Origin of the sequence: Paenibacillus sp. FSL M7-0420 (genome assembly GCF_038002345.1) — a bacterium.
Classification (GTDB): domain Bacteria; phylum Bacillota; class Bacilli; order Paenibacillales; family Paenibacillaceae; genus Paenibacillus_AQ.
The window spans coordinates 101446-122955 of record NZ_JBBOCJ010000001.1; the positions used below are offsets into that span (position 1 = coordinate 101446).

The following is a 21510-nucleotide window of genomic DNA, read 5'->3' on the forward strand; positions in this document are numbered from 1 at the left end:
GCACACGGAGGCGCTCCTGCTACGATAACGGAATCGTGGACAGGAGCGCTTTATTTAAATATAAGAACTTATATGTTTCACATGATAAATTATCCTTCTATTTCTCGCTGAAACGGTACCGTCCTTAAAAGGACGGTAAAGCCGTTTCCACTTGTTGCCGGGTGACAGTTGTCACTTTGAATCGATGACAGTCCATACTGATGCTTCTCTCCGGTCTCCGGTACTATAGCAATATAGCCAAGAAGGCAGAAGGACACGGAGGGATACACGATGGAACATGTCATTGAAATGAACAATGTCAGTCGCAGCTTCCAGGAGAAGCAAGCGGTGAAGCAGGTGAGCTTCACGATTAACCGCGGCTCGATCACAGCGGTGCTTGGCCCTAACGGAGCTGGCAAAACCACCACACTGGCGATGCTGCTGGGCTTGCTTGAGCCCTCGGAGGGCAGCGTGAAGGTGTTCGGTCTTAAGCCGGCAGACGTCAGGGTGAAGCAGCGGACCGGAGCCATGCTCCAGGAGGTCAGTGTCATGGACCGGCTGAAGGTCCGGGAGCTTCTGGCTCTGATCCGCAGCTATTATCCGCAGCCGATGGAGATGGAGGTGCTGCTTCAGGCGACGGGGCTCCAGGCGGCGGATCTGAACCGCTATGCGGAGAAGCTCTCCGGCGGGCAAAAGCGCAGCCTCAGCTTCGCGCTGGCGCTGGCGGGCAACCCGGATCTGCTGTTTTTTGACGAGCCGACGGTGGGGTTGGATACAACAGCGCGGCGGCATTTCTGGGAGAGGGTGCGGGGACTGGCCGATCAGGGCAAGACGATTCTGTTCAGCACCCATTATCTGCAGGAGGCGGAGGATATCGCGGACCGGATTCTGCTGTTCAACCGGGGAGTGCTGGCGGCGGACGGAAGCCCGGACGAGATTAAGGCGAGACTGGTCAAGAAGTCGCTGTCCTTCCTGGCGTCCGGCGACCCGGCGCTGCTGCACAGTCAATTGCTGGAGCTGCCAGCCGTGGAAGGCTGCTACGAGAAGGATGGACGGCTGCATGTGACGACAGGGAATACGGATGAGGCGCTGCGGGCTATTTTCGTGAACGGGCTGGCCGTGCAGGATGTACGGATCGACCAGGGGAAGCTGGATGAAGCGTTCGAGCAATTGACCCTGAATCAAGAGGAGGCGGCAGTATGATGAACCCTATGATAGCCCAGTGCAAGGCAGAGCTGCTGCGGATTATCCGCAACCCCTATTATGTATTCTGGTCGCTGCTCATGCCGATTATGTTCTACTTCATCTTCACCCGGGTGGTCAATACGGGGACGGACGATACGAAGCAGTGGCAGGCGCATTATCTGATGTCGATGGCGGCCTTCAGCGTGATGGGCTCGGCGATTATGACGCTTGGCATCCGGCTGGTGCAGGAGCAGACGCAGGGATGGAATACGTTTATCCGCATTACTCCGCTGCCGTCCTCGGTATATTTTTTCGGCAAAATGTTCGGTCAGAGCATCATGCATCTGTTCTCGATTCTGTGTATTTTCTCAGCCGGATATCTGATTAACGGGGTATCGCTGACTGCTTCGGAGTGGCTGCTTAGCGGACTGTGGCTGCTTGCGGGCTCGCTGCCTTTTCTCGCGCTGGGTACAATTATCGGGTCCATGAAGCGGGTGGATACGGCCAGCGGGGTGAGCAATGTGCTCTATATGGGGCTGGCGGTGGCCGGGGGCATGTGGATGCCTCTGGAGATTATGCCTAAGCTGATGCAGAAGATCGGGCACTGGCTGCCGTCTTACAATTACGGAAATGGAGCCTGGGCGATTGTAGCGGGAGAGTCCCCGCAGTGGAGGGCAGTGCTGCTGCTGCTCGGTTACCTGGCCGTGTTTATGTTATTATCGGTCTATATCCGAAAAAAACAGGAAGCGGTGTAATGTACAATGGCTCTTAAGCAGTTCCGGGTATTTCCCAAAAGATTTGGCTTCTTCCCCTATATCTGGCTGATCTATCTGGTGTTTCCGATTCTTAACCTTCAGGGGTATAGCGGGCTCAGGCTGATGGCGGGTTATGCGCTGGTCCTGCTGTTCCTGGTTACGTACCGTCAGCTCTACTGGACGGAGGGCAAGCCCTACTCGGCCTGGCTGGGACTGCAAATGTTGATTATTGTGGTGTTATTTATAGGGTATAGCCCCTTCAACTTATATATGGCTTTCTTCACCAGCAACTTCATCGGCTGGTATACCGATTCACGCAACTTTGGGCGGGCCTTGACGATATTTACGGCGATGCTGGCCTCGATGTTCCTGCTGTCCCTGGTACAGTATCAGAGCATGGACATTCTGTTCATGCTGCCTTTTCTGATGATGATGCTGGTGACTCCCTTCGGCATCCGCTCGATTAACCGGCGGCGGGTGCTGGAGAAGGAGCTGGACCAGGCCAATGAGCGGATCAAGGAAATGGTCAAGCGCGAGGAGCGGGTACGGATCGCCCGTGATCTGCACGATACGATGGGACACACGCTGTCGCTGATTACGCTGAAGAGCCAGCTTGTCGAGCGGCTGGTCGTCAAGAATCCCGAGCGGGCGCAGGCGGAGGCCCGTGAGATCCAGCGGACCTCGCGAGCCGCGCTGCGCCAGGTACGGGAGCTGGTCTCGGAGATGCGAGCGGTCTCAGTCGCCGAAGAGCTGGCCGAGGCGGCGGAGATGCTGCGCAGTGCGGAGATCGCGCTAGAGGTAGAGGGAGATGCGGCACTGCCGGGCGTGTCCGGTCTGACGCAGAGTATTCTCAGCCTGTGCATCAAAGAGGGAATCACCAATATCGTCAAGCATAGCCGTGCGGACCAGTGCCGGATTAGCATCGTAATGACACCCGGGGAGGTACAGATTACACTGGAGGATAACGGCATAGGGGTAGATGCCAGCGGTTCGGAGGGGACGGAGCGCCGGGACGGCAACGGCATGAAGGGGATGGGCGAGCGGCTGGCCCTGATTGACGGCTCGCTGACGCTTGCTCCAAGGCCCGGCGGGGGAACCATGCTGAGAGTGGTCACACCAAGAGTAGTTAAGGATGGAAAGGATGGGGAAACGGCATGATCAGGATCATAATTGCCGAGGATCAGCGGCTGCTGCGCGGTGCGATGGCATCGCTGCTTGATCTGGAGGAGGATATTGAGGTGGCGGGCGAAGCCGGGGACGGGGCGGAGGCGCTGGCCCTGATCGAACGTGTCCAGCCGGATGTGTGTCTGATGGATATTGAGATGCCGCTGATGAGCGGCCTGGAGGTGGCTGAGATACTGAAATCGCGGGGCTGCGCCACCCGGATTATTATCCTGACCACCTTCGCCCGTCCCGGCTATTTCGAGCGCGGGGTGAAGGCCGGAATCCAGGGATATCTGCTGAAGGATGAGCCGGTGGATAAGCTGGCGGATGCCATCCGCCGTGTGATGGCCGGGGGGCGCGAGGTCTCGCCTGAGCTGGTGTTCGGCAGCCTGCGCGAAGAGAACCCGCTCTCGGACCGGGAGCGGGAGATTCTGAAGCTGGCCGCCGCGGGCCGCAGCGCAGGAGAGATCGCCGCGGCGCTCCACCTCTCCTATGGCACGGTTCGCAACTACATCTCGGAGATCCTCAGCAAGCTTGCGGTCAAGACCCGGATCGAAGCCGTGCGGCTGGCGGAGGACAAGGGCTGGATGTAGGACGGGCGGGTAAGTGAAGGTAAGTGAGGGTAGTGCCATGAGTGCAAGTAGTGTAGTGAGTGCAGTAAGTGAAGTAGTGCAACAAGGAGCCGGTGAGTATACTGGGTGCGAGATGTATGTATGGATGATGGATGGTCAGATGGGTGTGCGGATGAGCGGGTTTGAGTAGTGGCGGGGCCTAAGGGGTACCAGTACATGCGGTATACTTAATTGCACTCCATACAACTAAATCGTCTGATAGATCATTAATGATCCCTATAGCTGCATTTCGTACAACTAACCTGCTTTTTATAGCTTGATATCACTTATTCGGGCAGATTTAGTTGTACAGACTACAGTTATAGGAGACGAGCGATCCTTTTTACTGTTTTTAATTGCACAGACTACAACTACACGGGTGAAGTGGTTCGCAACTTACATTACACCACCTGAGTTTGTTCTAGCCCATTGTATTTTCTACAACAGATGCTCCCTAAATATGCCGCGAATTTGAATCTAATGCACTTCGTACAGCAGAAATCTGCGAAAGTGGTGCTTTGCGGCAAATAAACAAAAATCTGCTGTACGAAATACAGCAGAAGTTAATTTAGACTGGAATATAGCAGATTCTATTGCAGTAAATACAATCAGGAAGAGTTATGCCGCTACTGACAAGGCAGTGCCGAGTCACGAAGACTGTTGTTAGGCACAGCGAGGAGCTCGATCGTTAATGCAATTTCACCTTCGCAGCAGCTTGCCCCTTAGCTCTGGCTCTTCGCCTGCTCCTCGCGCATCCACTCTGAGAGCTGGCGCCGCATCCGGAGGAACTCCGGCGAATCGGCGATCTCTTCGCGGCGCGGGCGCGGGAACGGGACCTCCACGGTGTGGAGGACGGAGCCGGGACGCCCGGAGAAGACGTAGATGCGGGTGGAGAGCAGCAGCGCCTCTTCGATGTTATGGGTGATGAACAGCACGGAGCGGCGGTTCTCCTCCCACAGCTCCAGCAGCCAGCGCTGCATCTGCTCGCGGGTCAGCGCGTCGAGCGCGCTGAACGGCTCATCGAGCAGCATCAGCTCCTGCGGCGCGAGCATGGCCCGCAGGAAGGCGGCCCGCTGCTGCATGCCGCCGGACAGCATGTGCGGGTAGGCCCGCTCGAAGCCGCCGAGGCCGATCTTCGCCAGCCAGTGGCGCGCAGCCTCGCGGGCCTCCCGCTGCGGGGCGCCTTGCAGCTCGCCGCCAAGCAGGACGTTATCCAGTGTGCTGCGCCACGGGAACAGCGCGGGCTGCTGCGGCATATAGCTGATCTTGCCGCGCTGCCCGGTCACCGGGATGCCGTTCATGCTCACCGTTCCGGTATCCGGCAGCGTAAGGCCGCCGATGATATGGAACAGCGTGCTTTTCCCGCAGCCGGACGGGCCGACAATGGAGACGAATTCCTGCGGCTCCACGGTCAGGGACACCTGATCCAGCACCTGCGTCTCCCGGCGGCGGTGCTGGAACGACTTGCTGATGCTGCTGACTTCGAGCGCAGGCGGCACACTCCGTGTACCCAGGCGTCCATCGACGTCCGCTTTCTCCAGTTCAATCCTCGTAAGCTCAGACACTTCGTCCAGCCTCCTTCAGTTCATTATGGTTACTTCCGTTTTGGATGATCCTTTCGTATACGTTAAGCTTCCTTGCGCGGCTTCCAGCGCACCAGCCATCTCTCCAGCAGGGCAATGAGCGCGAATAATACGAGACTCAGCAGCACGATAATGGCGATGGCCACGAACATCCGGTCCGCCCGGTAAGAGGCCTTCTGCAGCAGCATATAGTAGCCGATCCCTTTGTCGGCACCGATCCATTCGGCCACCACTGCGCCCATCACCGCATAGGTGGCGGAGATTTTGAGCCCGGAGAACAGGGAGGGCAAGGAGCCGGGAAGCTCCAGCCGGGTGAAGATCTGCCACTTGCCCGCACCGGCCATCTTCATATAATTCATCATCACCCGGTCGCTTTGGGCCATTCCGCCCATGGCTGCAACAGCTACGGGGAAGAAGCAGACGAGGGTGATCAGGATGATTTTGGGCAGCAGGCCGAAGCCGAACCAGATAATCAGCAGCGGGGCCAGCGCAATGGAGGGCACATTCTGGCTGAGGATCAGCAGCGGATAGATCGCCCGCTTGACCCAGGGCAGCAGATGCAGCAGCAAGGCGGTGAGCAGGCCGATGCCTGTGCCGACCGGGAAGCCGATCAGGGTCAGCCGCAGCGTGGCGGCGGTGTGCTCCCAGATCCCGGAGGCGTTGTTCTTCGATTCACGCGCGATATCCGCGGGGCTGGGCAACTGGTAAGCCGGGATGTCGAACAGCATGACCGATAGCTGCCATATCCCGACAAAAAAGAGGACCGCCACAAAGGGCGGCCACACTAGCTTCCAGGTGCTTCTCACGGCCGGTATTTCTCCGTCAGCTTCTCCATGCTGATGCCGCCCGGATTATGGGCGATCTTGATCTGTGAGATGACACTAGGACTGCCGGAAGCGATCAGCGCCTCATGCATGTCGCGCACAATATCCAGCAGCTCGGACAGCTCGCCTTCCATCGTGGTCTCCAGCGGATTCACCTGATGCTTCACGCCTGACTTTTGAATGACCTCTATAGCCTTGTCCACGTAAGGGATGGAATCCTCGTTGTTCGGTGTCTTGGGAATTACCTGAATGCTGAGCAGTGTGTTAGCCATGATCAATCATTCCTTTCAAGTTAGGTATAAGATTCCCGTCATGCGGGCTCATTATGATTCCGGCAAAAATTCATTCGTAAACGTACTCTCCGCATCCAGCGGCTTATCCAGCAGCTTCAGGCCGTACATCCAGTCGGCGTAATTCTTCCAGATCTCAAGCTTCTGCTCACCCCAGCGCGGGGCGTCGTCCTTGTATTTCGGGCTAAGCCATTTCTGGCTGGCCAGCACCAGCTTGGGGTCCAGATCAGGGACAGCATCGGACAAGACCGTCGCGGCTTCTTCCGGGTGGTCGATGGCGTACTGATAGCCTTTTGACGTAGCCTTAAGGAAGGCCTTCACCACTTCAGGGTGCTCGGCGATCTCCTTCTCGCTGGTGGTCAGCACCGGAGTGTAGTAATCCAGCTGCGGAGCGTAATCCTTCAGATACAGCATATCCAGCGGCTCCCCGCGCAGCTCCGCTTCCACGCCGGTCCAGGCATAGAAGATCCAGGCGAAGTCAATATCCCGCTTCACGGCTGTAAAAAAGTCCGCTTCGCCGATATTCACCAGCTTCACCTTGGAGACATCCCCGCCTTCGGGGTCCATGATGGCTTTCATGGCAGCCTGCTCCGCAGGGGAGCCCCAGCCTCCGTACGTTTTGCCTTCGAAATCCTTCGGCGTCTTAATATTGCGGTCCTTCGGAGCCGCGAACCCGGAGGTATTATGCTGAATGATTGCAGCAATCGATACCAGCGGCACATCCTGCAGACGGGCCAGGGTCAGCGCCTCCTGGGCGCTGATGCCGAACTGGGCTTCACCAGAAGTGACCATTGTGTCGGAACCGGCAGCGCCCGGCTGTACAATCTGCACATCAAGACCTTCCTCCGCGTAATAGCCCAGCTCCTTGGCAGCATACAGGCCGGTATGATTCGTGTTCGGCGTCCAGTCCAGGGCAATCTTGACCGGGGTCAGCGCCTTAGGTGCATCCGTGGGTGCGGCTGCGGTTGCATCAGGTGCAGCTGTGCTGTTACCGGCAGCAGGTGCGCTGGCCCCCGCATTGCCGCTGTTGTTCCCGCCGCCACATCCCGCGACCGCGAGAACCAGCATAGAGCTGATCAGCAGCATTCCTGTTGTTTTTTTGACTCCCATTTCTCTTTTTCTCTCCTTCCAGCAACCCCTGGTCTTCAGAGCTTACAGAAACCCTATTCCTGTACATCCTTAGAATCAAAAAAGCGTCCCGAAGATCGGGACGCCAGTGACTTGCGTGAGGGGATTTCAGCTTCAGTACCGCTCAAGGCACTGTGCTGAATGAAGATTCCTACGCTGGCATTATCCAGATCAGGTGTAAGGGTCAGTATCTTGTGGGATACAATCTCAGCCGGCCAATTCCAGCACCCCTGGTTCTATAAAGTTCACGGGTATTGCTATGTTCTTACGGTGTATTATAGACGGCAGTCCTGCCGTTGTCCACCCTTTGTGTCTTAATCCCTCGTATAATGCCGCTTCTTGCGGCGGCTGCGGATGCCGTTCCAGATCTCTCTCAGCGTTAAGCCGACACTGACGGTGATCCCGGAGAAGGTCAGGAACAGAGCCAGATACTCGAACGCGGAATACTCCAGCATTTTACTCCAGTCGATCTGGCCCTTCAGATCCTCGATGACCTGATTCATCCCGTATATCCCGCTGATGACCGTGAATACCGTGAGCACCATCAGGAGTGTATCCCGCCGTTTGGCCTGGAATTTGTCCTGGTACTGGAACAGGTCATTCAGGGTCATTTTCACCTCATCGAACAAGGCATCATTGCCATACACCTTACGCAGCTGAAAAAAAATCTCCCGCCCCTGCGACTGCGAGATCAGCTCCAGAAAATAGAATTTGGCCGAGAATTTGTTGATCAGGAAGATCAGATTCTCGATCTCGTCGTTGTCGTGGTTGATACGCAGCCGGGAGTGGAGGTTGGCGAGCTTCAGCAGCACGATTTTATGAAAAATACTCAGCAGCATTCCGTAATAATACTCGCCGTACATCTGGCTGATCAGCTGGGCGGCAATCTCCGGCTTCGCCCGGCTCACGCAGCAGAAGGTCTGCTCATTGGTCATATAGTAGGTGTCCGGCCCCCAGCGGCTATAGCAATGCTCCCGGGTATACTGCTTGATATAGTCTGGATCACTTGCGCTCATATAGGGGGTGCCGTCGATGCTCAGACCGTCCACTTGGGAGGCCCGGTAGAGCAGCTCGACACTGATCTCTTCCTCATCCTCCGGGAGATTAACGCCGTAGAAGGCCTGCACCAGCATCCGTTCATCGACGAAGAAGGGCAGGGTCTCGAAATAATTGCCATTCGTCTCTGCAGGATCGAGATACGGCTCCAGCCCGGCTGCCAGATGCCTGAACACGAAGTCCTCTACCCGGGCAAAAGACTTCTTATGACAATGGATGAAGGTATGCTCATCCTGAACGCTTACATCCTCCAGGTTGCGGAACCGGTCGGCGAATTCGAGCACCATGCTGAAGGGGAGATTCTCCTCCTCAATAGCCACTCTTACCGTCAGGAAGCCCAGCTCGAACGGGCAGAGGAACACATCGGTCGACAGCACGCGGAAGGGAATCGTCTGGAAGGGCATTTGCAGCCCGCACAGCAGATCATTAGCCCGGGAAAAGCGGCGGAAGGAATCCCTGTCCTTCTCACGCGGAAACAAGACATGAGCGGCAAACGGAAGATAGCTGCGCTCCATTTTCTCATGGGATACACAGTGATTCTCTCCGTAATAGGCATGCTCCAGTTCTTTGTTCTCCAGAAAAAAACGCGTAAATCCATCCTCCTGAAGACTCTCAATCAGCTCTTGATCGACTTCCGCCTTAATCGAAAAGGGGAAAATGAATTGCAGCAAGGCGGTATGCAGAGTGGGCTCGGAATGCGGTATAGCCATGGGTGGGTTCCATCCTTATTCGCAGAATACGGACCTTGTAGCTTCAATTACCCTATTCTCCAGGCGGTTACGCTCAGCACGAATAACAGCGCGGCAAAAGCGGCCAAAAGTCCCGAGGTCTGGGCGATCTGCAGATGATCCATGGACCAGCCGGTCAGCAGCGGCAGTACTGCGCCGCCAATTCCGCCGGAGGCGATCATAATGCTGGGCGTCGATTCTTCCGCGCCGGGCAGCAGCTTACTGGAGAAGACCAGCGCGATTGAGAAGATGCCGGACATGAACAGGCCAAGCAGCAGGATGATCGCAAAAGCGGCAAGCCGGTGACCGGCGAACGGGAAAATAACGAGCAGCAGCAAAGCGGCAAAGCAGCTGACGAGCACATAGATGCGGTAGGAAATCTTCTCGGCGATGACACCGGCGAACAGTCTGCCCGCCGACATGGCGAGCCAGAAGAAGGTCACCGTGAGTGCAGCCGCGGCCTCGCTCATGCCCAGCTTCGCGATGAAGATCGCCGGCATGAAATTCACCAGGCTCATCTCAGTGCCTACATAAAGAAAGAAGAACAGAATGAACAAGCCAAGCACCACCCATTGATTGCCCTTGTAGGGCAAGGACAATCTTCTGGTGGTTCCCGCTGCCGCAGCGCGGTCAGGGCGGGCAGGCCGCTCATTCAGCGCGCTGTCCAGCGGGCCGAAGCTGCTCTTCGCCCAGAAGAGCAGCGAGAGGAGGGAGCAGGCGGCAACGATCAGGAAGGCCAGCCTCCACTGCCCTGCGGCAATCAGCGGACTGGCCGCCAGCGGCATGAGCAGCGCCCCGACACCGAACAGCACCTCCAGCCGGCTCATGGCAACGGCCGTTCCTTCGGTGACTGCGGCTATAATAATCGTGCCGATGACGGCTTCGATCATCCCGAAGCCGAACCCTGCGGCTACGGCAATTACGTACATCCAGCCCCAGGGCGGGAGGAAGGCATAGGCAATCTCGGCGCATAGCAGCAGGCCGGTGGCAATCAGAATGCCGCCGCGCTTGCCGAACCGCCGGTTCAGCAGCGGCGAGACCAGTACGCCGGCCAGGAAGCCCGCGAACTGGCTGAAGATCAGCTCGCCCCCTGCACTGTAGCTGCGGTCATAATGCTGGAGCAGCACTGGCAGAATGGAGCCCAGCACAACATGGGCGAGGCCGATTACGAAATAGGAGAGACAGCCGATCCAGATTAGTTTTTTCAAGAATAAGACTCCTTATGAATCAATTTATGAACAGATGGCGGGATTCAGAATGAACGGGAAGGGTACACTATATTAGGCACAGGTTAATCATAAATCCAAACCAAGGACGTGAATATATAAACTTATATTCACATGAATTTTGAAGGGAGCTGTGACGTCAATGGATAACAAAGAGCTGGAGAAAACAATCATACAGGTGCTGGACGACAACAGGTTCGGTTCCTTCGGCACGATTGAGGCCGGTAACAAGCCTAAGGTGCGTTACATGGCGGTATTTCATGACGGGCTGTCCATCTATCTGGCAACTAACCGCAAGACGCATAAGGTAGAAGAGCTTCAGGATAATCCTAATGCTTGTCTCTTGCTTGGCTATGAACAGGGCGGCGGCAAGGATGTACTGGAGATTGAAGCTACGGTTGCCGTGACGAAGGATGACGGCTTGCGCTCTAAGGTATGGAATGAGTCCCTGGAGAAATGGTTCAAGGGACCGGATGATCCCGATTATGTCATTCTTGAGCTGTCACCTTCACGGATTGAATATATGGGCAAGAACGGTGAGCACGGGGTATGGCAGTCTTAATGGCTGTCTCCAGTAAAAGGATTGTGGTGGCCGGGAACCGGTGAATCTCCCGCCTAAGCCTAAGTACTGCATAGCCCGGCAATCCGGGCCTCTTACGGACCTTCATGGTTCATAAGGGGCTCTTTTTGCGGCTTCTTTCCTGATCGTGCCGGAGGAATCATGCTATAATGGCCTCAGGTTATCGACATCATGAGGCGGAGGGGATTGCCATGAACTGTGTTGATTGTGCTGACATCGACCCGATAGAGGATCAAGGGGAGCTGAAGCTCCGCCCCTGCTCTGATCCGCTGGCTGCTGCCATCCGGAATGCCGGTTATGAAGCATTTGAGACAAGCAAGACCTGTATCATTCCATATCATCGTAAGGAAGAGCTGTTGAAGCTGATAGAAATGCTGGTGGCGGCTAAGGACATAGCGGACTCCTTATCCGTATGCGTTAAGAGCAAAGGTGCCCCTGCGGCTCCGGACCGGTGGCTGACCTTCGATCAGCTGAAGGTCCGCTTCGCTAACGAGAATCTGGTGTCCATCATTATGAGCCATGATTTTTGCAGCCACATGCAGCCGATTGTGAATTTCAGCGAGGAGATTGTCGGCTTTGAATTTCTGCTGCGCCCGCTGCCCCAGGGCAGTTATTTTCAGCCCTATGAGCTGTTTGAGATTGCCCGGCGGACAGGGTTTCATTCCTTTCTTGACCGGGCCGCCCGGATCTCGGCGATAGAGACCGGCAGTAAGCTGCTGCCCAAGGGCATTAAGCGGTTCATTAACTTCCTGCCCTCTTCTATTTATAATCCCAAGTATTGTCTTACTCATACCTTCGAGGCGATCCGGAGGCTGGACCAGAACCCGGAGGATTATGTATTTGAAGTAGTGGAGACGGAGCAGATCAGCGATATTGCACATCTGCGCGCCATCTTCGCCGAATACCGCCAGCAGGGGATGCGGGTTGCACTGGATGATGTAGGCGCGGGCTACTCGACGGTTGAGTTGATGTCCAGCCTCCAGCCGGATTATGTCAAGGTTGACCGTAGCCTGATCAGCTTCTGTGACCGGGATGAGGGGAAGCAGCGGATGCTTAGAGAGATTATCTCCAGGGCTGGCGAATTCGGTGCAAGCCTGCTGGCTGAAGGCATTGAACGCCGTGAGGAATTCCTGGTCTGCCGTGATCTCGGTATGGACCTGGGACAAGGCTATCTGTTCGGGCTGCCGGAGGATAAGCCGCCGGGAAGGTTCGGAATTACGGCCTGAACAGCAAGTATGATTCTCCCCGGATACCGGCAGACCTCAAGACTGCCGGTATCCGGGGATTTGTTTTGCCAGTTGAAGGAAGAAAGGACGGAGAACAACGTGAGTGTAACCCTATTGTACGTAGAAGATGACCGGGAGATCGGCAGTGTAGTAGCGGCAGACCTGCGGGAACGGGAATATGCTGTGCGCTGGCTGGAGAGCGGAGACGGGGCGCTTGAAGCTGCAGAGGGCTGCCAGCTTGCGATTCTGGATGTGATGCTGCCGGGGCTGGACGGCTTCACCGTCGGCCAGCGGCTGAAGCGGGCCTATCCGGAGCTGCCGGTTCTGATGCTCTCGGCGCGCACCTCCATTGACGATAAGCTTCAGGGGCTGGACTTCGCGGATGATTATCTGACCAAGCCGTTTCATCCCGATGAGCTGGCGGCGAGAATCGAGGTTCTGCTGAGAAGAAGCGGAGCTGCCGCGCCCGCTCAGCTGACCCTTAAGCATCTGGTTGTCAGACCGGGGAGCAGTGTGGTCACGGAAGCCGCGACCGGACGGGAGATTATGCTTACCGGCAAGCAGTTTCAGATCTTCTCTTATCTGCTGCGGCACCTGGGCCAGATTCTGACCAAGGAGCAGATCTATGAGGCGGTCTGGGGGGAGAGCTACATCGAAGGCGACAAGACGCTGATGGTACATATCCGTTATCTGCGCGAGAAGCTGGAGCTTGATCCGGCCGCGCCGGAGATTATTGAGACGGTGAGGGGAATCGGCTACCGGGTGAGAGGGTGAAGAGGGCAGGGCGTTTCCAGCTGCTGCACCGTTCGCTGCTTTTTCGCTATCTGCTCATTATCGTAGCTGCACTGCTGTTCGTGCCGGTTGTTATTCCGCTGACGATTGCTCTGTACAGTATCTTCGGGGGGCTTACGCATACAAGTCCACCCGGGGAGTATAAGCAGTATTCCAGTGTGGATACGCTGGAGATGATGTGGCATGAGGAAGCCCGCAAGCTCCTTGACCAGTCCCCTGCGGATATCACCCGGCGGCTGTCGGCCTTAAGCGAAGCCTACCCGCTGTCGAGAATATTCTGGGTCGATCATGCGGGCATAACACAGCTGGTGACAGAGCCCTCAGGACCGCCGCTGCTCCAGACGGGAGAGGCTCCGGCTGTTCCCGGCCGGTGGAGCGCCGCTGAAGCGGTATCCTTCATGAAGGACAGTGCGGCACTGAAGCCGCTGGCGATTGTCGCATTTATAGGAGACCGGGCAGAGGCCGCCGAGGGCTTCATGGTTATGCAGATTCCTGAGGATATTACGGAGAGCAAGTACGCGGCAGGATTGGATAAATGGTATACGATGGCGATGCTGGTGTTCTTCCTTCTGTTCATCACCAGCTCCTGGCTCTTCTTCATCATGATCCGCAGAAGGCTGCTGCGGCTGCAGACCGCTATGGCGTTCACCGGGCAGGAGGGCTTGCCGCAGATTGTTCCGCCGGGGAAGCCGGATGAGATCGGGCATCTGGAGGAAGCATTCAATACCATGGTGACGGAGCTTAAGGCAGGCCGTGCCAGAGAGGCGGAAGAAGAGGCGCTGCGCAAGCGGCTGGTAGCCGATCTGTCGCATGATCTGCGGACTCCGCTGACCGTCATTCGCAGCCACCTCCATGTACTGGGCAAGGAGCCGTTGTCACCGCACGGCCAGTCCTCCCTTGAGCTGATGGATCAGCGGATCGAGAGCCTGGGCATCCTGATTGAGAACCTGCTGTCCTACAATCTGCTGAACAGCGGACGCATCGCGCTGACTCTGGAACGCCGGGATGTGCTGAGACTGGTACGGGAGAGCGCCGCCGCCTGGTATCCCGTCTGGGAGAAGGAGGGGTACCGGATCGATATTGATCTGGAGGCCGCGCCGCTGTACTGGGAGATCGATGACAGCTGGTTCCGCAGAGTGCTGGATAATTTGTTTCAGAACATTCTGCGTCATGCGCGCAGCGGATTATATGTAGGCATTCTTACGGAGATCCGTGAGGGCAACCGGGTGATTATCATCTCCGATCACGGCGGCGGCCTTGCGCAGAGCACGGATTCCGCCGGAGCAGGTCTGGGACTGTCCATTGTCGACTTGCTGTTGAAGCGGATGGACCTGGAGTGGAGCATGGAGAGTACAGCGAAGGGTACCGAGGTTGTGATCTGGAAGCGGGACGCCTGAACAATTTAAACAAAATTTAAACCGGCTGCTTCTGTGCTTTTAACCTTGGGGCGTTATGCTGTTACCGAGGTGAAGAGAATGAAGGATACAGTGATAGAGACAAGAAATCTGCTTAAGGAATACCGCGGCCGTGCGGCAGTGAAGAACCTGAATCTCAATATTACAAAAGGGGAAATCTACGGCTTCCTCGGACCGAACGGTGCCGGCAAGACAACAACCATCCGCATGCTGCTCGGCCTGATCAAGCCGACCTCCGGCAGCATTGAAATCTTCGGCAAGGAGCTGCGTGCGAACCGGATGCAGATTCTGCGCAAGGTAGGCTCGCTGGTGGAATCGCCGTCCTACTACGGGCATCTGAGTGCATGGGACAACCTGGAGGCGATCCGCCGCATTCTGGGGGTGCCCAAGGTGCGTATTGCCGAGGTGCTGGAGATCGTAGCGCTTACCGGGGAGGAGAAGCGGCCGGTCAAGGGCTTCTCGCTGGGCATGAAGCAGCGGCTGGGGATTGCAGCAGCTCTGCTGGGCAGCCCGGAGCTGCTGATTCTCGATGAGCCGACCAACGGGCTGGACCCGTCAGGCATACAGGAGATCCGGTCCCTGATCAAGCGGCTGCCTGGAGAGCAAGGCATTACAGTGCTGGTATCCAGCCATCTGCTGAGCGAGATTGAGCAAATGGCCGGTACGGTCGGCATTATCCGCGAGGGGCAGATGGTCTACCAGGATACCATTTCCCATCTCCAGCAGCAGGCGGCCGGCTATCTGCGCCTGGCGTTATCCGAGCCGGAGACTGCGCTGATGACGGCGGTGCGGCGCGGCTGCGGCGGCGAGCTGCAGGAGGGCCGGCTGGTCCTGCCCCGGATGAGTGATGCGAGAGTATCGCTGCTGGTCAAAGAACTGGTCGAGGAGGGCCATGCGATCTACAGGGTAGAAGAGCACAGGCAATCTCTGGAGGAATTCTTCCTGCAGGTGGTTGGGGGAGAGGAGCTATGATGTGGCGTGCGCTGTCGGCGGACTGGCTTAAGATCCGCGGCAAAGGTATATGGTTCCTCGCCTTCCTTGGCCCGCTGGGCCTCATCGCCATGCAGGGACTGAATTTCGGCCTCCGTTATGACTACCTTCGCGGGCAGTACCGGGAGGACCTGTGGGGTGGCCTGCTCAGTGAGATCGTGCCCTTCGTGCCGATTGCCCTATATCTGGGCGGTACACTGATCTGCTCTCTGATTGCGAATGTCGAACATCAGACCAGCTCATGGAAGCAGCTTCTGGCGCTGCCTGTCTCCCGTACGGCTGTGTTCATAGCGAAGCTGCTGCTCTGCCTGCTGCTGCTTATCGTGTCCTGCCTGCTGCTGTCGGCAGGAACTGTCGTCCTCGGGCTGCTGCTCGGCTTCGGCGCTCAGCCGATACCGCTTGCGGACATCCTGCGGATGGGCTTCGCCGCTTACGCTGGGGCCATGCCTGTCATTGCACTTCAGCTGTGGCTCTCTCTATCCAGCCGGAACCAGACACTTCCGGTATCGTTGGGATTGACACTCTCGCTGGTTAGCCCGTTCGGTGTGTACTTCACGGAATGGGTCCCGCTCTCCTGGCCGGCCTTGGCCTGGAGCGATCCGCGTCCTTGGCTGTTCAGCGGAGCCGGTCTGTTGCTTGGACTCCTGGTACTACTGCCGGGAGCCATACATTTCGCGCGAAAGGATGTGGACTGAATATGCGGACTTTCCTGCGAATATTGTCTGCGGAGGGCATGAAGATAGCCGGATTCCGCACCTGGCTGTTAATTCTGCTCAGTCCGCTGGTCTCTCTGCCGATAGGCGCGCTTTCGGACATGCAAGAGGATAGGGTGATAACCTGGCAGGTTCTGCTGAGCACAATGTCAGCGGTACATGCGCTGCTGTTTCTTCCGGTACTCTCTGGGCTCTTCGCCGCTTTAATCTGCCGCAATGAGCATAGTGACGGCGGCTGGAAGCAGCTCCTGGCGCTTCCGGTTACACGGACCTCCGTATATTTTGCCAAATATGCATTAATTGTAGCGCTGCTGGGTGCGGTTCAGCTGCTGTTTCTTGCAGGGGTTCTGGGAGTGGGATGGTATCGGGGTGCAGAAGGGGGAGTTCCCTGGTGGCTTCTGCTGAACAGCCTGTTCGGAGGCTGGTTTGCCTGCCTGCCGCTGGCTGCACTGCAACTGGCGATATCTCAAGGCTGGAGCAGCTTCGGCGCCCCGCTTGCGCTGAATGTCTGCTTCACCATTCCTAACATACTGATTGCCAATTCTTCCACCTACGGTCCTTATTATCCATGGGTGCAGCCGACGCTGGCCATGTCCCCTTTCGGCGAAGAACGGTTCGGCGCCTTCAACCTGCCGCTGGAGAGCCTGATGATTGTCGTGGCGGGGAGCCTGCTTCTGTTCCTGGGTGCTGGCTTGATAGCCTTTTGGCGTAAGGCGGTATAAGATTCCCTTCTCCATGGACATTGGACGCCATTTTTTCTATAATTAATCGTAGAAGATACTATTAAGCGCCGGTGATGCCGGATGAGCATATGGAGGAGGGCGGGAGCATGGAACCAGCGGCACTTGAAGAATGCGACAACACCTGTAATGGTTCCGAACTGGAACCGGAATCTATGGCCTTGATTCTGCCGGACCGTGAGATTACAGATAAGATGGCAGAAATGTTCAAGGCACTGGGTGATCCGACAAGAGTTCGGCTGATCTACGCGTTATCCCAGCAGGAGCTATGTGTGCATGACTTGTCCTCCATACTGGATATGGGACAGTCGGCAGTCTCCCATCAGCTCCGCTATCTGCGGAACCTGCGGATTGTGAAGCGCCGCAAGGAAGGCAAGACCGTATATTATTCGCTGAACGATGCACATGTGGAGCAGATCTTCCTGCAGACTCATGAGCATATCCGGCATGAATAGATTGTTATGACAGGAAAAGGGGCTGTCCCAAAGCCAGGTAGTGGCTTGGGGTAGCCCTTTTATATTATGATGTGCGATAAACCAAATGTATGTGGAAAACAGCATACATTCGGTGGTCGTGAGGGCAAGTGGTTCGAATATATGTGGAAAACAGCATACAAATGGTGGTCGTGAGGACAAGTGGCCCGAATGTATGTGGAAAACAGCATACAATCGGTCGTTGTGAGGGCAAGTGGCCGAATGTATGTGGAAAACAGCATACAATCGGCAGGCCTACAGAATCGTTAGGTTTTCCTCGTACTCCCTCAAATTTCTCGGCTTCTCACGGACTCGCTTGGACTCTCACACTCCCCCACCCTTACCCGCTAACCACCTCTTCCTCAGACCGGAAGGTGATCGTGCTTCACAGTGGAATTCTCAATCTGCAGTGTGGTGTGCCGGATGCCGAAATTCTCTTCCACCATTTTAAGTGCCAGTTGCAGTACCTGTTCCGAATTCATCCCGTCCTTGATCAGCAGATGACCGCTGAGAGCATCCAGGCCGGAGGTGATGGTCCAGATATGCAGGTCATGCACATCCTGAACCCCTTCAATTGCCAGTAGCGCCTTCTCGACATCATCAGCATTCACGCTAAGCGGAGTTCCTTCCATAAGGATATGGAAGGCCTGCTTGATGACACCCCAGGCGCTGCGCAGGATGAGCAGGGCGACCAGCACACTGATGATAGGGTCTGCCACATACCAGGAGAACAGGTTCATAATCAGACCGGCCGCCAGCGCTCCAACGGAGCCGAGAGCATCGCTGATCACATGCAGATAAGCGCTGCGGATATTGATGTTGTCTTTAGCCCCGCTTTTGCGCATCAGCGACCATGCGCTAACGAGATTGGCCAGCAGTCCAACACTGGCAATCAGCATCATTGTTCCGCTGGCTACCACCGGAGGGGCGGAGAAGCGCTGGAAAGCTTCATACATAATGAATCCGGAGATTACAAACAGGGTCACCCCGTTGAACAAAGCCGCCATAATCTCAAACCGGTGGAAGCCGTAAGAGTTCTTGGAGGATGCCGGCTTCACCGCGATAATCATGGCCACAAGGCTAAGGGCAAGGGAAGCGGTGTCGCTGAGCATATGCCCCGAGTCGGACAAAAGAGCCAGGCTCCCGGTGAGCAGGCCGCCGAAGAATTCAAGAAACATAATACCGCCTGTGATGATTAAGGCGATCAGCAGGCCTTTCTTATTATCCGGTGCATGGGAATGTGAATGGGAGTGGGAATGCGAATGCCCGCCAGCGTGCGAATGAGCATGTGAATCGTTGTGCGTATGCTCTGCATTCTCATGACCGGGGGGCTCCGATCCATGTCTGTTCGAATTTGCTGCATGCTGGTGCTGCCCGGAAGGTCTAACGTTGTTCATTTTGGAATTGTTCATTAGGTAGGACCCCTTTTCAGTTAACATATGAATGATTGCTCATATGTTAATATTATGACGGCAGCAGGCAAATTACAAGCTTTTGTTATTTTATTTTTGCCACAATCTGTGGGCTGAATGCATTGACACTGTATGATTCAGGGGAATATAATAAGTGTAAGTTAACATATGAACAAATACTCATATATAGGAACGATCAAGGGAGATGAGTCATTTGAGTACGGTAGAAGACAATGTGAAGCGCAAGTGGGTCCTGGATGGGCTGGACTGCGCGAATTGCGCTATGAAGATCGAGAATAAGGTCAAGAAGATCGAAGGCGTGTCCTCCTGCTCCGTCAACTTCGCGACGAAGACCATGACACTGGAGACAACAGCTGCTGCTGCGGATGAAATCGCCGAACAGGCTGAGCATACGGTAACCAAGCTGGAGCCGCATGTGAAGCCGCGGGCAGTTCAAGCTTCACGGGCGGTCAAGAAGCCGTTGTCTGCGGAGGGTGCAGCTCAGGTGCGCGGTGTAGCGGTTCAAGGACGGGGACATGTTCATTCCCACGGCGAAGGGCACCAGCATTCACATGCTGCTAAGCATAACCACAGCCAGGAGGAATCACATGGCCACGGACACAGCCATGACCATGGGGAGGGCGATACGCGCCGCATCCTGATGCGGCTGGGCGGCGGTGCCATTCTGGCTGCGGCCGGGATGTTCCTGCCGGTCAGCGGGATCACCGAGCTGCTGATCTTCCTCGCAGCCTATCTGATTGTCGGCGGAGAGGTCGTCCTCGCCGCTGCCCGGAATATTGTAAGGGGCCAGGTGTTCGATGAGAACTTCCTGATGGCCCTTGCGACCATTGGCGCCTTCGCCATCGGCGAATATCCCGAAGGCGTTGCGGTTATGCTCTTCTATCAGGTAGGGGAGCTGTTCCAGGGGATGGCGGTGAACCGTTCACGCCGTTCGATTACAGCGCTGATGGATATCCGGCCGGAGTTCGCCTATCTGAAGGAAGGCAGTAATCTGCGCAAGGTGTCCCCCGAAGAGGTTAGAGTAGGAGACAGCATCGTAGTTAAGCCCGGCGAGAAGGTTCCGCTGGACGGGATCATTCTGGAGGGCAGTGCGATGATGGATACCTCGGCGCTGACCGGAGAATCGGTGCCCCGCTCGACACAGCCGGGAAGCCAGGTACTCAGCGGATTCATTAACCGCAATGGCGTGATTACCATTGAAGTGACCAAGGACTTCGGTGAATCCGCAGTCTCGCAGATTCTGGAGCTGGTCCAGAATGCTACGAATAACAAAGCAAAGACAGAGAATTTCATCACCAAATTCGCCCGTGCCTATACGCCGGTCGTAGTCATAACAGCGCTGCTGCTGGCAGTGGTTCCGCCGCTGGTTCTGAGCGGAGCTACCTTCTCCGACTGGATCTACCGTGCACTGGTCTTTCTCGTTATCTCTTGCCCTTGTGCGCTTGTCGTGTCGATTCCCCTCGGGTTCTTCGGCGGGATCGGTGCCGCGTCGAAGAACGGGATTCTGGTGAAGGGCAGCAACTATCTGGAAGCCTTGAATGATGTGAAGATCGTTGTGTTCGATAAGACAGGAACCTTGACCAAAGGCCAGTTCACGGTAACCGGCAATGTTCCGGCGGAAGGCTTCACAGAGCAGGAACTGCTGCGGGTAGCGGCTTATGCGGAGAGCCACTCCAGCCATCCGATTGCGGAATCCATCCGTGCAGCCTATGGCGAACCTATTCCGGGTGAAGCCATTAAAGGCTATAACGAAATTTCCGGCCACGGCATCGCCGTTACAGTGGAGGGGCAGGCAGTGCTGGCCGGGAATGCGCGGCTGATGGAGCGTGAAGGGATCGCCAGCGTAATCCCGCAGGAGTACGGGACGATCGTTCATATTGCTGTAGATAAGCGCTACGCAGGCTATCTCGTCATTGCAGATGAAGTGAAGGACGATTCGCTTAAGGCCATTCAGGCTCTGAATGCACTGGGAATCCACAAGACGGTTATGCTGACTGGTGACGCCGCCCCTGTAGCCGAGTCTGTCGGCAGACAGCTGGGCATTCAGGAGATTCATGCAGAGCTGCTGCCGGGAGATAAGGTCGCGGCGATTGAACAGCTGGAGCGGGAAAAGGGACCGAAGGAGAAGATCATTTTTGTCGGGGACGGGATTAATGATACTCCGGTGCTGGCCAGAGCAGATGTCGGGATTGCCATGGGCGGACTTGGCTCGGATGCAGCCATTGAGGCTGCGGATATTGTCATCATGACGGATGAGCCTTCCAAAATCGCTTCCGCCATCGGGATCGCCAAACGGACGCGGACCATTGTCTGGCAGAACATTGCTTTTGCGCTGGGAGTCAAAGCGGTCTTCCTGCTGCTGGGAGCGTTCGGAATTGCCACGATGTGGGAGGCCGTATTCTCAGATGTCGGAGTGACTGTACTAGCTGTACTGAACAGCATGCGCGCCTTACAGCCGCCGAAATCGGTATAATCGTGTAAGATGAAGCGATAATGAAATAATTATGAAAAGTATAAGCCTTAATGATCCTAATTTTTGGGTCTTAAGGCTTATTTTTATTGCATGTATTATGTTTTTTGTCTATTTATGCCGATATATCAATATACATATTTACAGCA

The 21510-nt window shown here is 56.0% G+C and carries 21 protein-coding genes and 1 riboswitch; of the genes, 14 read left to right on the forward strand and 7 right to left on the reverse strand.

The window, feature by feature from the left end; all coding sequences use genetic code 11:
* The first annotated feature begins 270 nt into the window (after positions 1–270).
* The 5 genes from MKX51_RS00450 to MKX51_RS00470 are packed head-to-tail and all read left to right on the forward strand — an operon-like array spanning position 271 to position 3845.
* Positions 271–1182, forward strand: a complete 912-nt coding sequence (locus MKX51_RS00450) for an ABC transporter ATP-binding protein (RefSeq protein WP_340990814.1) — start codon at positions 271–273, stop codon at positions 1180–1182.
* Positions 1182–1919 carry an ABC transporter permease gene (locus tag MKX51_RS00455; protein ID WP_340946770.1) on the forward strand — a complete coding sequence of 246 codons (738 nt, stop codon included), beginning with the start codon at positions 1182–1184 and terminating at the stop codon, positions 1917–1919. Before MKX51_RS00450 ends, MKX51_RS00455 begins: the two co-directional genes overlap by 1 nt.
* 6 nt (positions 1920–1925) lie before the next feature.
* Positions 1926–3077 carry a sensor histidine kinase gene (locus MKX51_RS00460; RefSeq protein ID WP_340990815.1) on the forward strand — a complete coding sequence of 384 codons (1152 nt, stop codon included), beginning with the start codon at positions 1926–1928 and terminating at the stop codon, positions 3075–3077.
* Complete coding sequence (locus tag MKX51_RS00465) at positions 3074–3676, forward strand: response regulator transcription factor (RefSeq protein WP_340945144.1); 603 nt, start codon at positions 3074–3076, stop codon at positions 3674–3676. Before MKX51_RS00460 ends, MKX51_RS00465 begins: the two co-directional genes overlap by 4 nt.
* A gap of 37 nt (positions 3677–3713) precedes the next feature.
* Positions 3714–3845, forward strand: a complete 132-nt coding sequence (locus tag MKX51_RS00470) for a hypothetical protein (protein ID WP_340990816.1) — start codon at positions 3714–3716, stop codon at positions 3843–3845.
* Between the two features lie 571 nt (positions 3846–4416).
* Here the strand turns inward: MKX51_RS00470 and MKX51_RS00475 are convergent.
* The 6 genes from MKX51_RS00475 to MKX51_RS00500 form a co-directional block, all read right to left on the reverse strand.
* Complete coding sequence (locus MKX51_RS00475; RefSeq protein WP_340995453.1) at positions 4417–5241, reverse strand: ABC transporter ATP-binding protein; 825 nt, start codon at positions 5239–5241, stop codon at positions 4417–4419.
* Positions 5242–5321: 80 nt separating this feature from the next.
* Positions 5322–6083: an ABC transporter permease gene (locus tag MKX51_RS00480; protein WP_340990817.1), complete on the reverse strand. Its 762-nt coding sequence runs from the start codon at positions 6081–6083 to the stop codon at positions 5322–5324.
* Positions 6080–6373 (reverse strand): thiamine-binding protein, encoded by a 294-nt coding sequence (locus MKX51_RS00485; protein WP_036732817.1) that lies wholly within the window; start codon positions 6371–6373, stop codon positions 6080–6082. Before MKX51_RS00485 ends, MKX51_RS00480 begins: the two co-directional genes overlap by 4 nt.
* A 51-nt stretch (positions 6374–6424) precedes the next feature.
* Positions 6425–7501, reverse strand: coding sequence for an ABC transporter substrate-binding protein (locus tag MKX51_RS00490; RefSeq protein ID WP_340990818.1), 1077 nt, complete (start codon positions 7499–7501; stop codon positions 6425–6427).
* 149 nt (positions 7502–7650) lie between these two features.
* Positions 7651–7761, reverse strand: a riboswitch (TPP riboswitch).
* A 72-nt stretch (positions 7762–7833) separates the two neighbouring features.
* Positions 7834–9285 (reverse strand): hypothetical protein, encoded by a 1452-nt coding sequence (locus MKX51_RS00495; RefSeq protein WP_340990819.1) that lies wholly within the window; start codon positions 9283–9285, stop codon positions 7834–7836.
* Between the two features lie 47 nt (positions 9286–9332).
* Positions 9333–10511 (reverse strand): MFS transporter, encoded by a 1179-nt coding sequence (locus tag MKX51_RS00500; protein WP_340990820.1) that lies wholly within the window; start codon positions 10509–10511, stop codon positions 9333–9335.
* A 160-nt stretch (positions 10512–10671) separates the two neighbouring features.
* On the opposite strand from MKX51_RS00500, the gene MKX51_RS00505 reads away from it, so the two are divergent.
* From MKX51_RS00505 to MKX51_RS00540, 8 genes are all read left to right on the forward strand, one after another.
* On the forward strand, positions 10672–11091 hold the full coding sequence (locus tag MKX51_RS00505) for a pyridoxamine 5'-phosphate oxidase family protein (protein ID WP_340945129.1): 420 nt from the start codon (positions 10672–10674) through the stop codon (positions 11089–11091).
* A 209-nt stretch (positions 11092–11300) separates the two neighbouring features.
* Positions 11301–12335, forward strand: coding sequence for an EAL domain-containing protein (locus MKX51_RS00510; protein ID WP_340945126.1), 1035 nt, complete (start codon positions 11301–11303; stop codon positions 12333–12335).
* 99 nt (positions 12336–12434) lie between these two features.
* Positions 12435–13109, forward strand: coding sequence for a response regulator transcription factor (locus MKX51_RS00515; protein ID WP_340946767.1), 675 nt, complete (start codon positions 12435–12437; stop codon positions 13107–13109).
* Positions 13106–14524 (forward strand): sensor histidine kinase, encoded by a 1419-nt coding sequence (locus tag MKX51_RS00520; RefSeq protein ID WP_340945124.1) that lies wholly within the window; start codon positions 13106–13108, stop codon positions 14522–14524. Before MKX51_RS00515 ends, MKX51_RS00520 begins: the two co-directional genes overlap by 4 nt.
* A gap of 78 nt (positions 14525–14602) precedes the next feature.
* On the forward strand, positions 14603–15514 hold the full coding sequence (locus tag MKX51_RS00525; protein ID WP_340990821.1) for an ABC transporter ATP-binding protein: 912 nt from the start codon (positions 14603–14605) through the stop codon (positions 15512–15514).
* Positions 15511–16227: an ABC transporter permease gene (locus MKX51_RS00530; protein WP_340990822.1), complete on the forward strand. Its 717-nt coding sequence runs from the start codon at positions 15511–15513 to the stop codon at positions 16225–16227. The genes MKX51_RS00525 and MKX51_RS00530 overlap by 4 nt, the downstream gene beginning before the upstream one ends.
* Before the next feature lie 2 nt (positions 16228–16229).
* A complete protein-coding gene (locus MKX51_RS00535; RefSeq protein ID WP_340990823.1) occupies positions 16230–16967 on the forward strand; it encodes an ABC transporter permease in 738 nt (245 codons plus the stop codon).
* Between the two features lie 107 nt (positions 16968–17074).
* Positions 17075–17440 carry an ArsR/SmtB family transcription factor gene (locus MKX51_RS00540; protein ID WP_036732785.1) on the forward strand — a complete coding sequence of 122 codons (366 nt, stop codon included), beginning with the start codon at positions 17075–17077 and terminating at the stop codon, positions 17438–17440.
* Between the two features lie 380 nt (positions 17441–17820).
* Here the strand turns inward: MKX51_RS00540 and MKX51_RS00545 are convergent, their stop codons facing one another.
* Positions 17821–18870 (reverse strand): cation diffusion facilitator family transporter, encoded by a 1050-nt coding sequence (locus tag MKX51_RS00545; RefSeq protein ID WP_340990824.1) that lies wholly within the window; start codon positions 18868–18870, stop codon positions 17821–17823.
* Between the two features lie 214 nt (positions 18871–19084).
* Between MKX51_RS00545 and MKX51_RS00550 the strand changes: the two genes are divergently transcribed.
* Positions 19085–21364, forward strand: a complete 2280-nt coding sequence (locus MKX51_RS00550; RefSeq protein WP_445321977.1) for a heavy metal translocating P-type ATPase — start codon at positions 19085–19087, stop codon at positions 21362–21364.
* The last annotated feature ends 146 nt before the right edge of the window (positions 21365–21510 follow it).

Coding starts and splice junctions, on each gene's coding strand:
- MKX51_RS00455 (WP_340946770.1), top strand. CDS start 1,182: ATGAACCCTATGATAGCCCAGTGCAAGGCAGAGCTGCTGCGGATTATC.
- MKX51_RS00465 (WP_340945144.1), top strand. CDS start 3,074: ATGATCAGGATCATAATTGCCGAGGATCAGCGGCTGCTGCGCGGTGCG.
- MKX51_RS00530 (WP_340990822.1), top strand. CDS start 15,511: ATGATGTGGCGTGCGCTGTCGGCGGACTGGCTTAAGATCCGCGGCAAA.
- MKX51_RS00450 (WP_340990814.1), top strand. CDS start 271: ATGGAACATGTCATTGAAATGAACAATGTCAGTCGCAGCTTCCAGGAG.
- MKX51_RS00545 (WP_340990824.1), bottom strand. CDS start 18,870: ATGAACAATTCCAAAATGAACAACGTTAGACCTTCCGGGCAGCACCAG.
- MKX51_RS00525 (WP_340990821.1), top strand. CDS start 14,603: ATGAAGGATACAGTGATAGAGACAAGAAATCTGCTTAAGGAATACCGC.
- MKX51_RS00490 (WP_340990818.1), bottom strand. CDS start 7,501: ATGGGAGTCAAAAAAACAACAGGAATGCTGCTGATCAGCTCTATGCTG.
- MKX51_RS00495 (WP_340990819.1), bottom strand. CDS start 9,285: ATGGCTATACCGCATTCCGAGCCCACTCTGCATACCGCCTTGCTGCAA.
- MKX51_RS00510 (WP_340945126.1), top strand. CDS start 11,301: ATGAACTGTGTTGATTGTGCTGACATCGACCCGATAGAGGATCAAGGG.
- MKX51_RS00535 (WP_340990823.1), top strand. CDS start 16,230: ATGCGGACTTTCCTGCGAATATTGTCTGCGGAGGGCATGAAGATAGCC.
- MKX51_RS00460 (WP_340990815.1), top strand. CDS start 1,926: ATGGCTCTTAAGCAGTTCCGGGTATTTCCCAAAAGATTTGGCTTCTTC.
- MKX51_RS00470 (WP_340990816.1), top strand. CDS start 3,714: ATGAGTGCAAGTAGTGTAGTGAGTGCAGTAAGTGAAGTAGTGCAACAA.
- MKX51_RS00505 (WP_340945129.1), top strand. CDS start 10,672: ATGGATAACAAAGAGCTGGAGAAAACAATCATACAGGTGCTGGACGAC.
- MKX51_RS00540 (WP_036732785.1), top strand. CDS start 17,075: ATGGAACCAGCGGCACTTGAAGAATGCGACAACACCTGTAATGGTTCC.
- MKX51_RS00485 (WP_036732817.1), bottom strand. CDS start 6,373: ATGGCTAACACACTGCTCAGCATTCAGGTAATTCCCAAGACACCGAAC.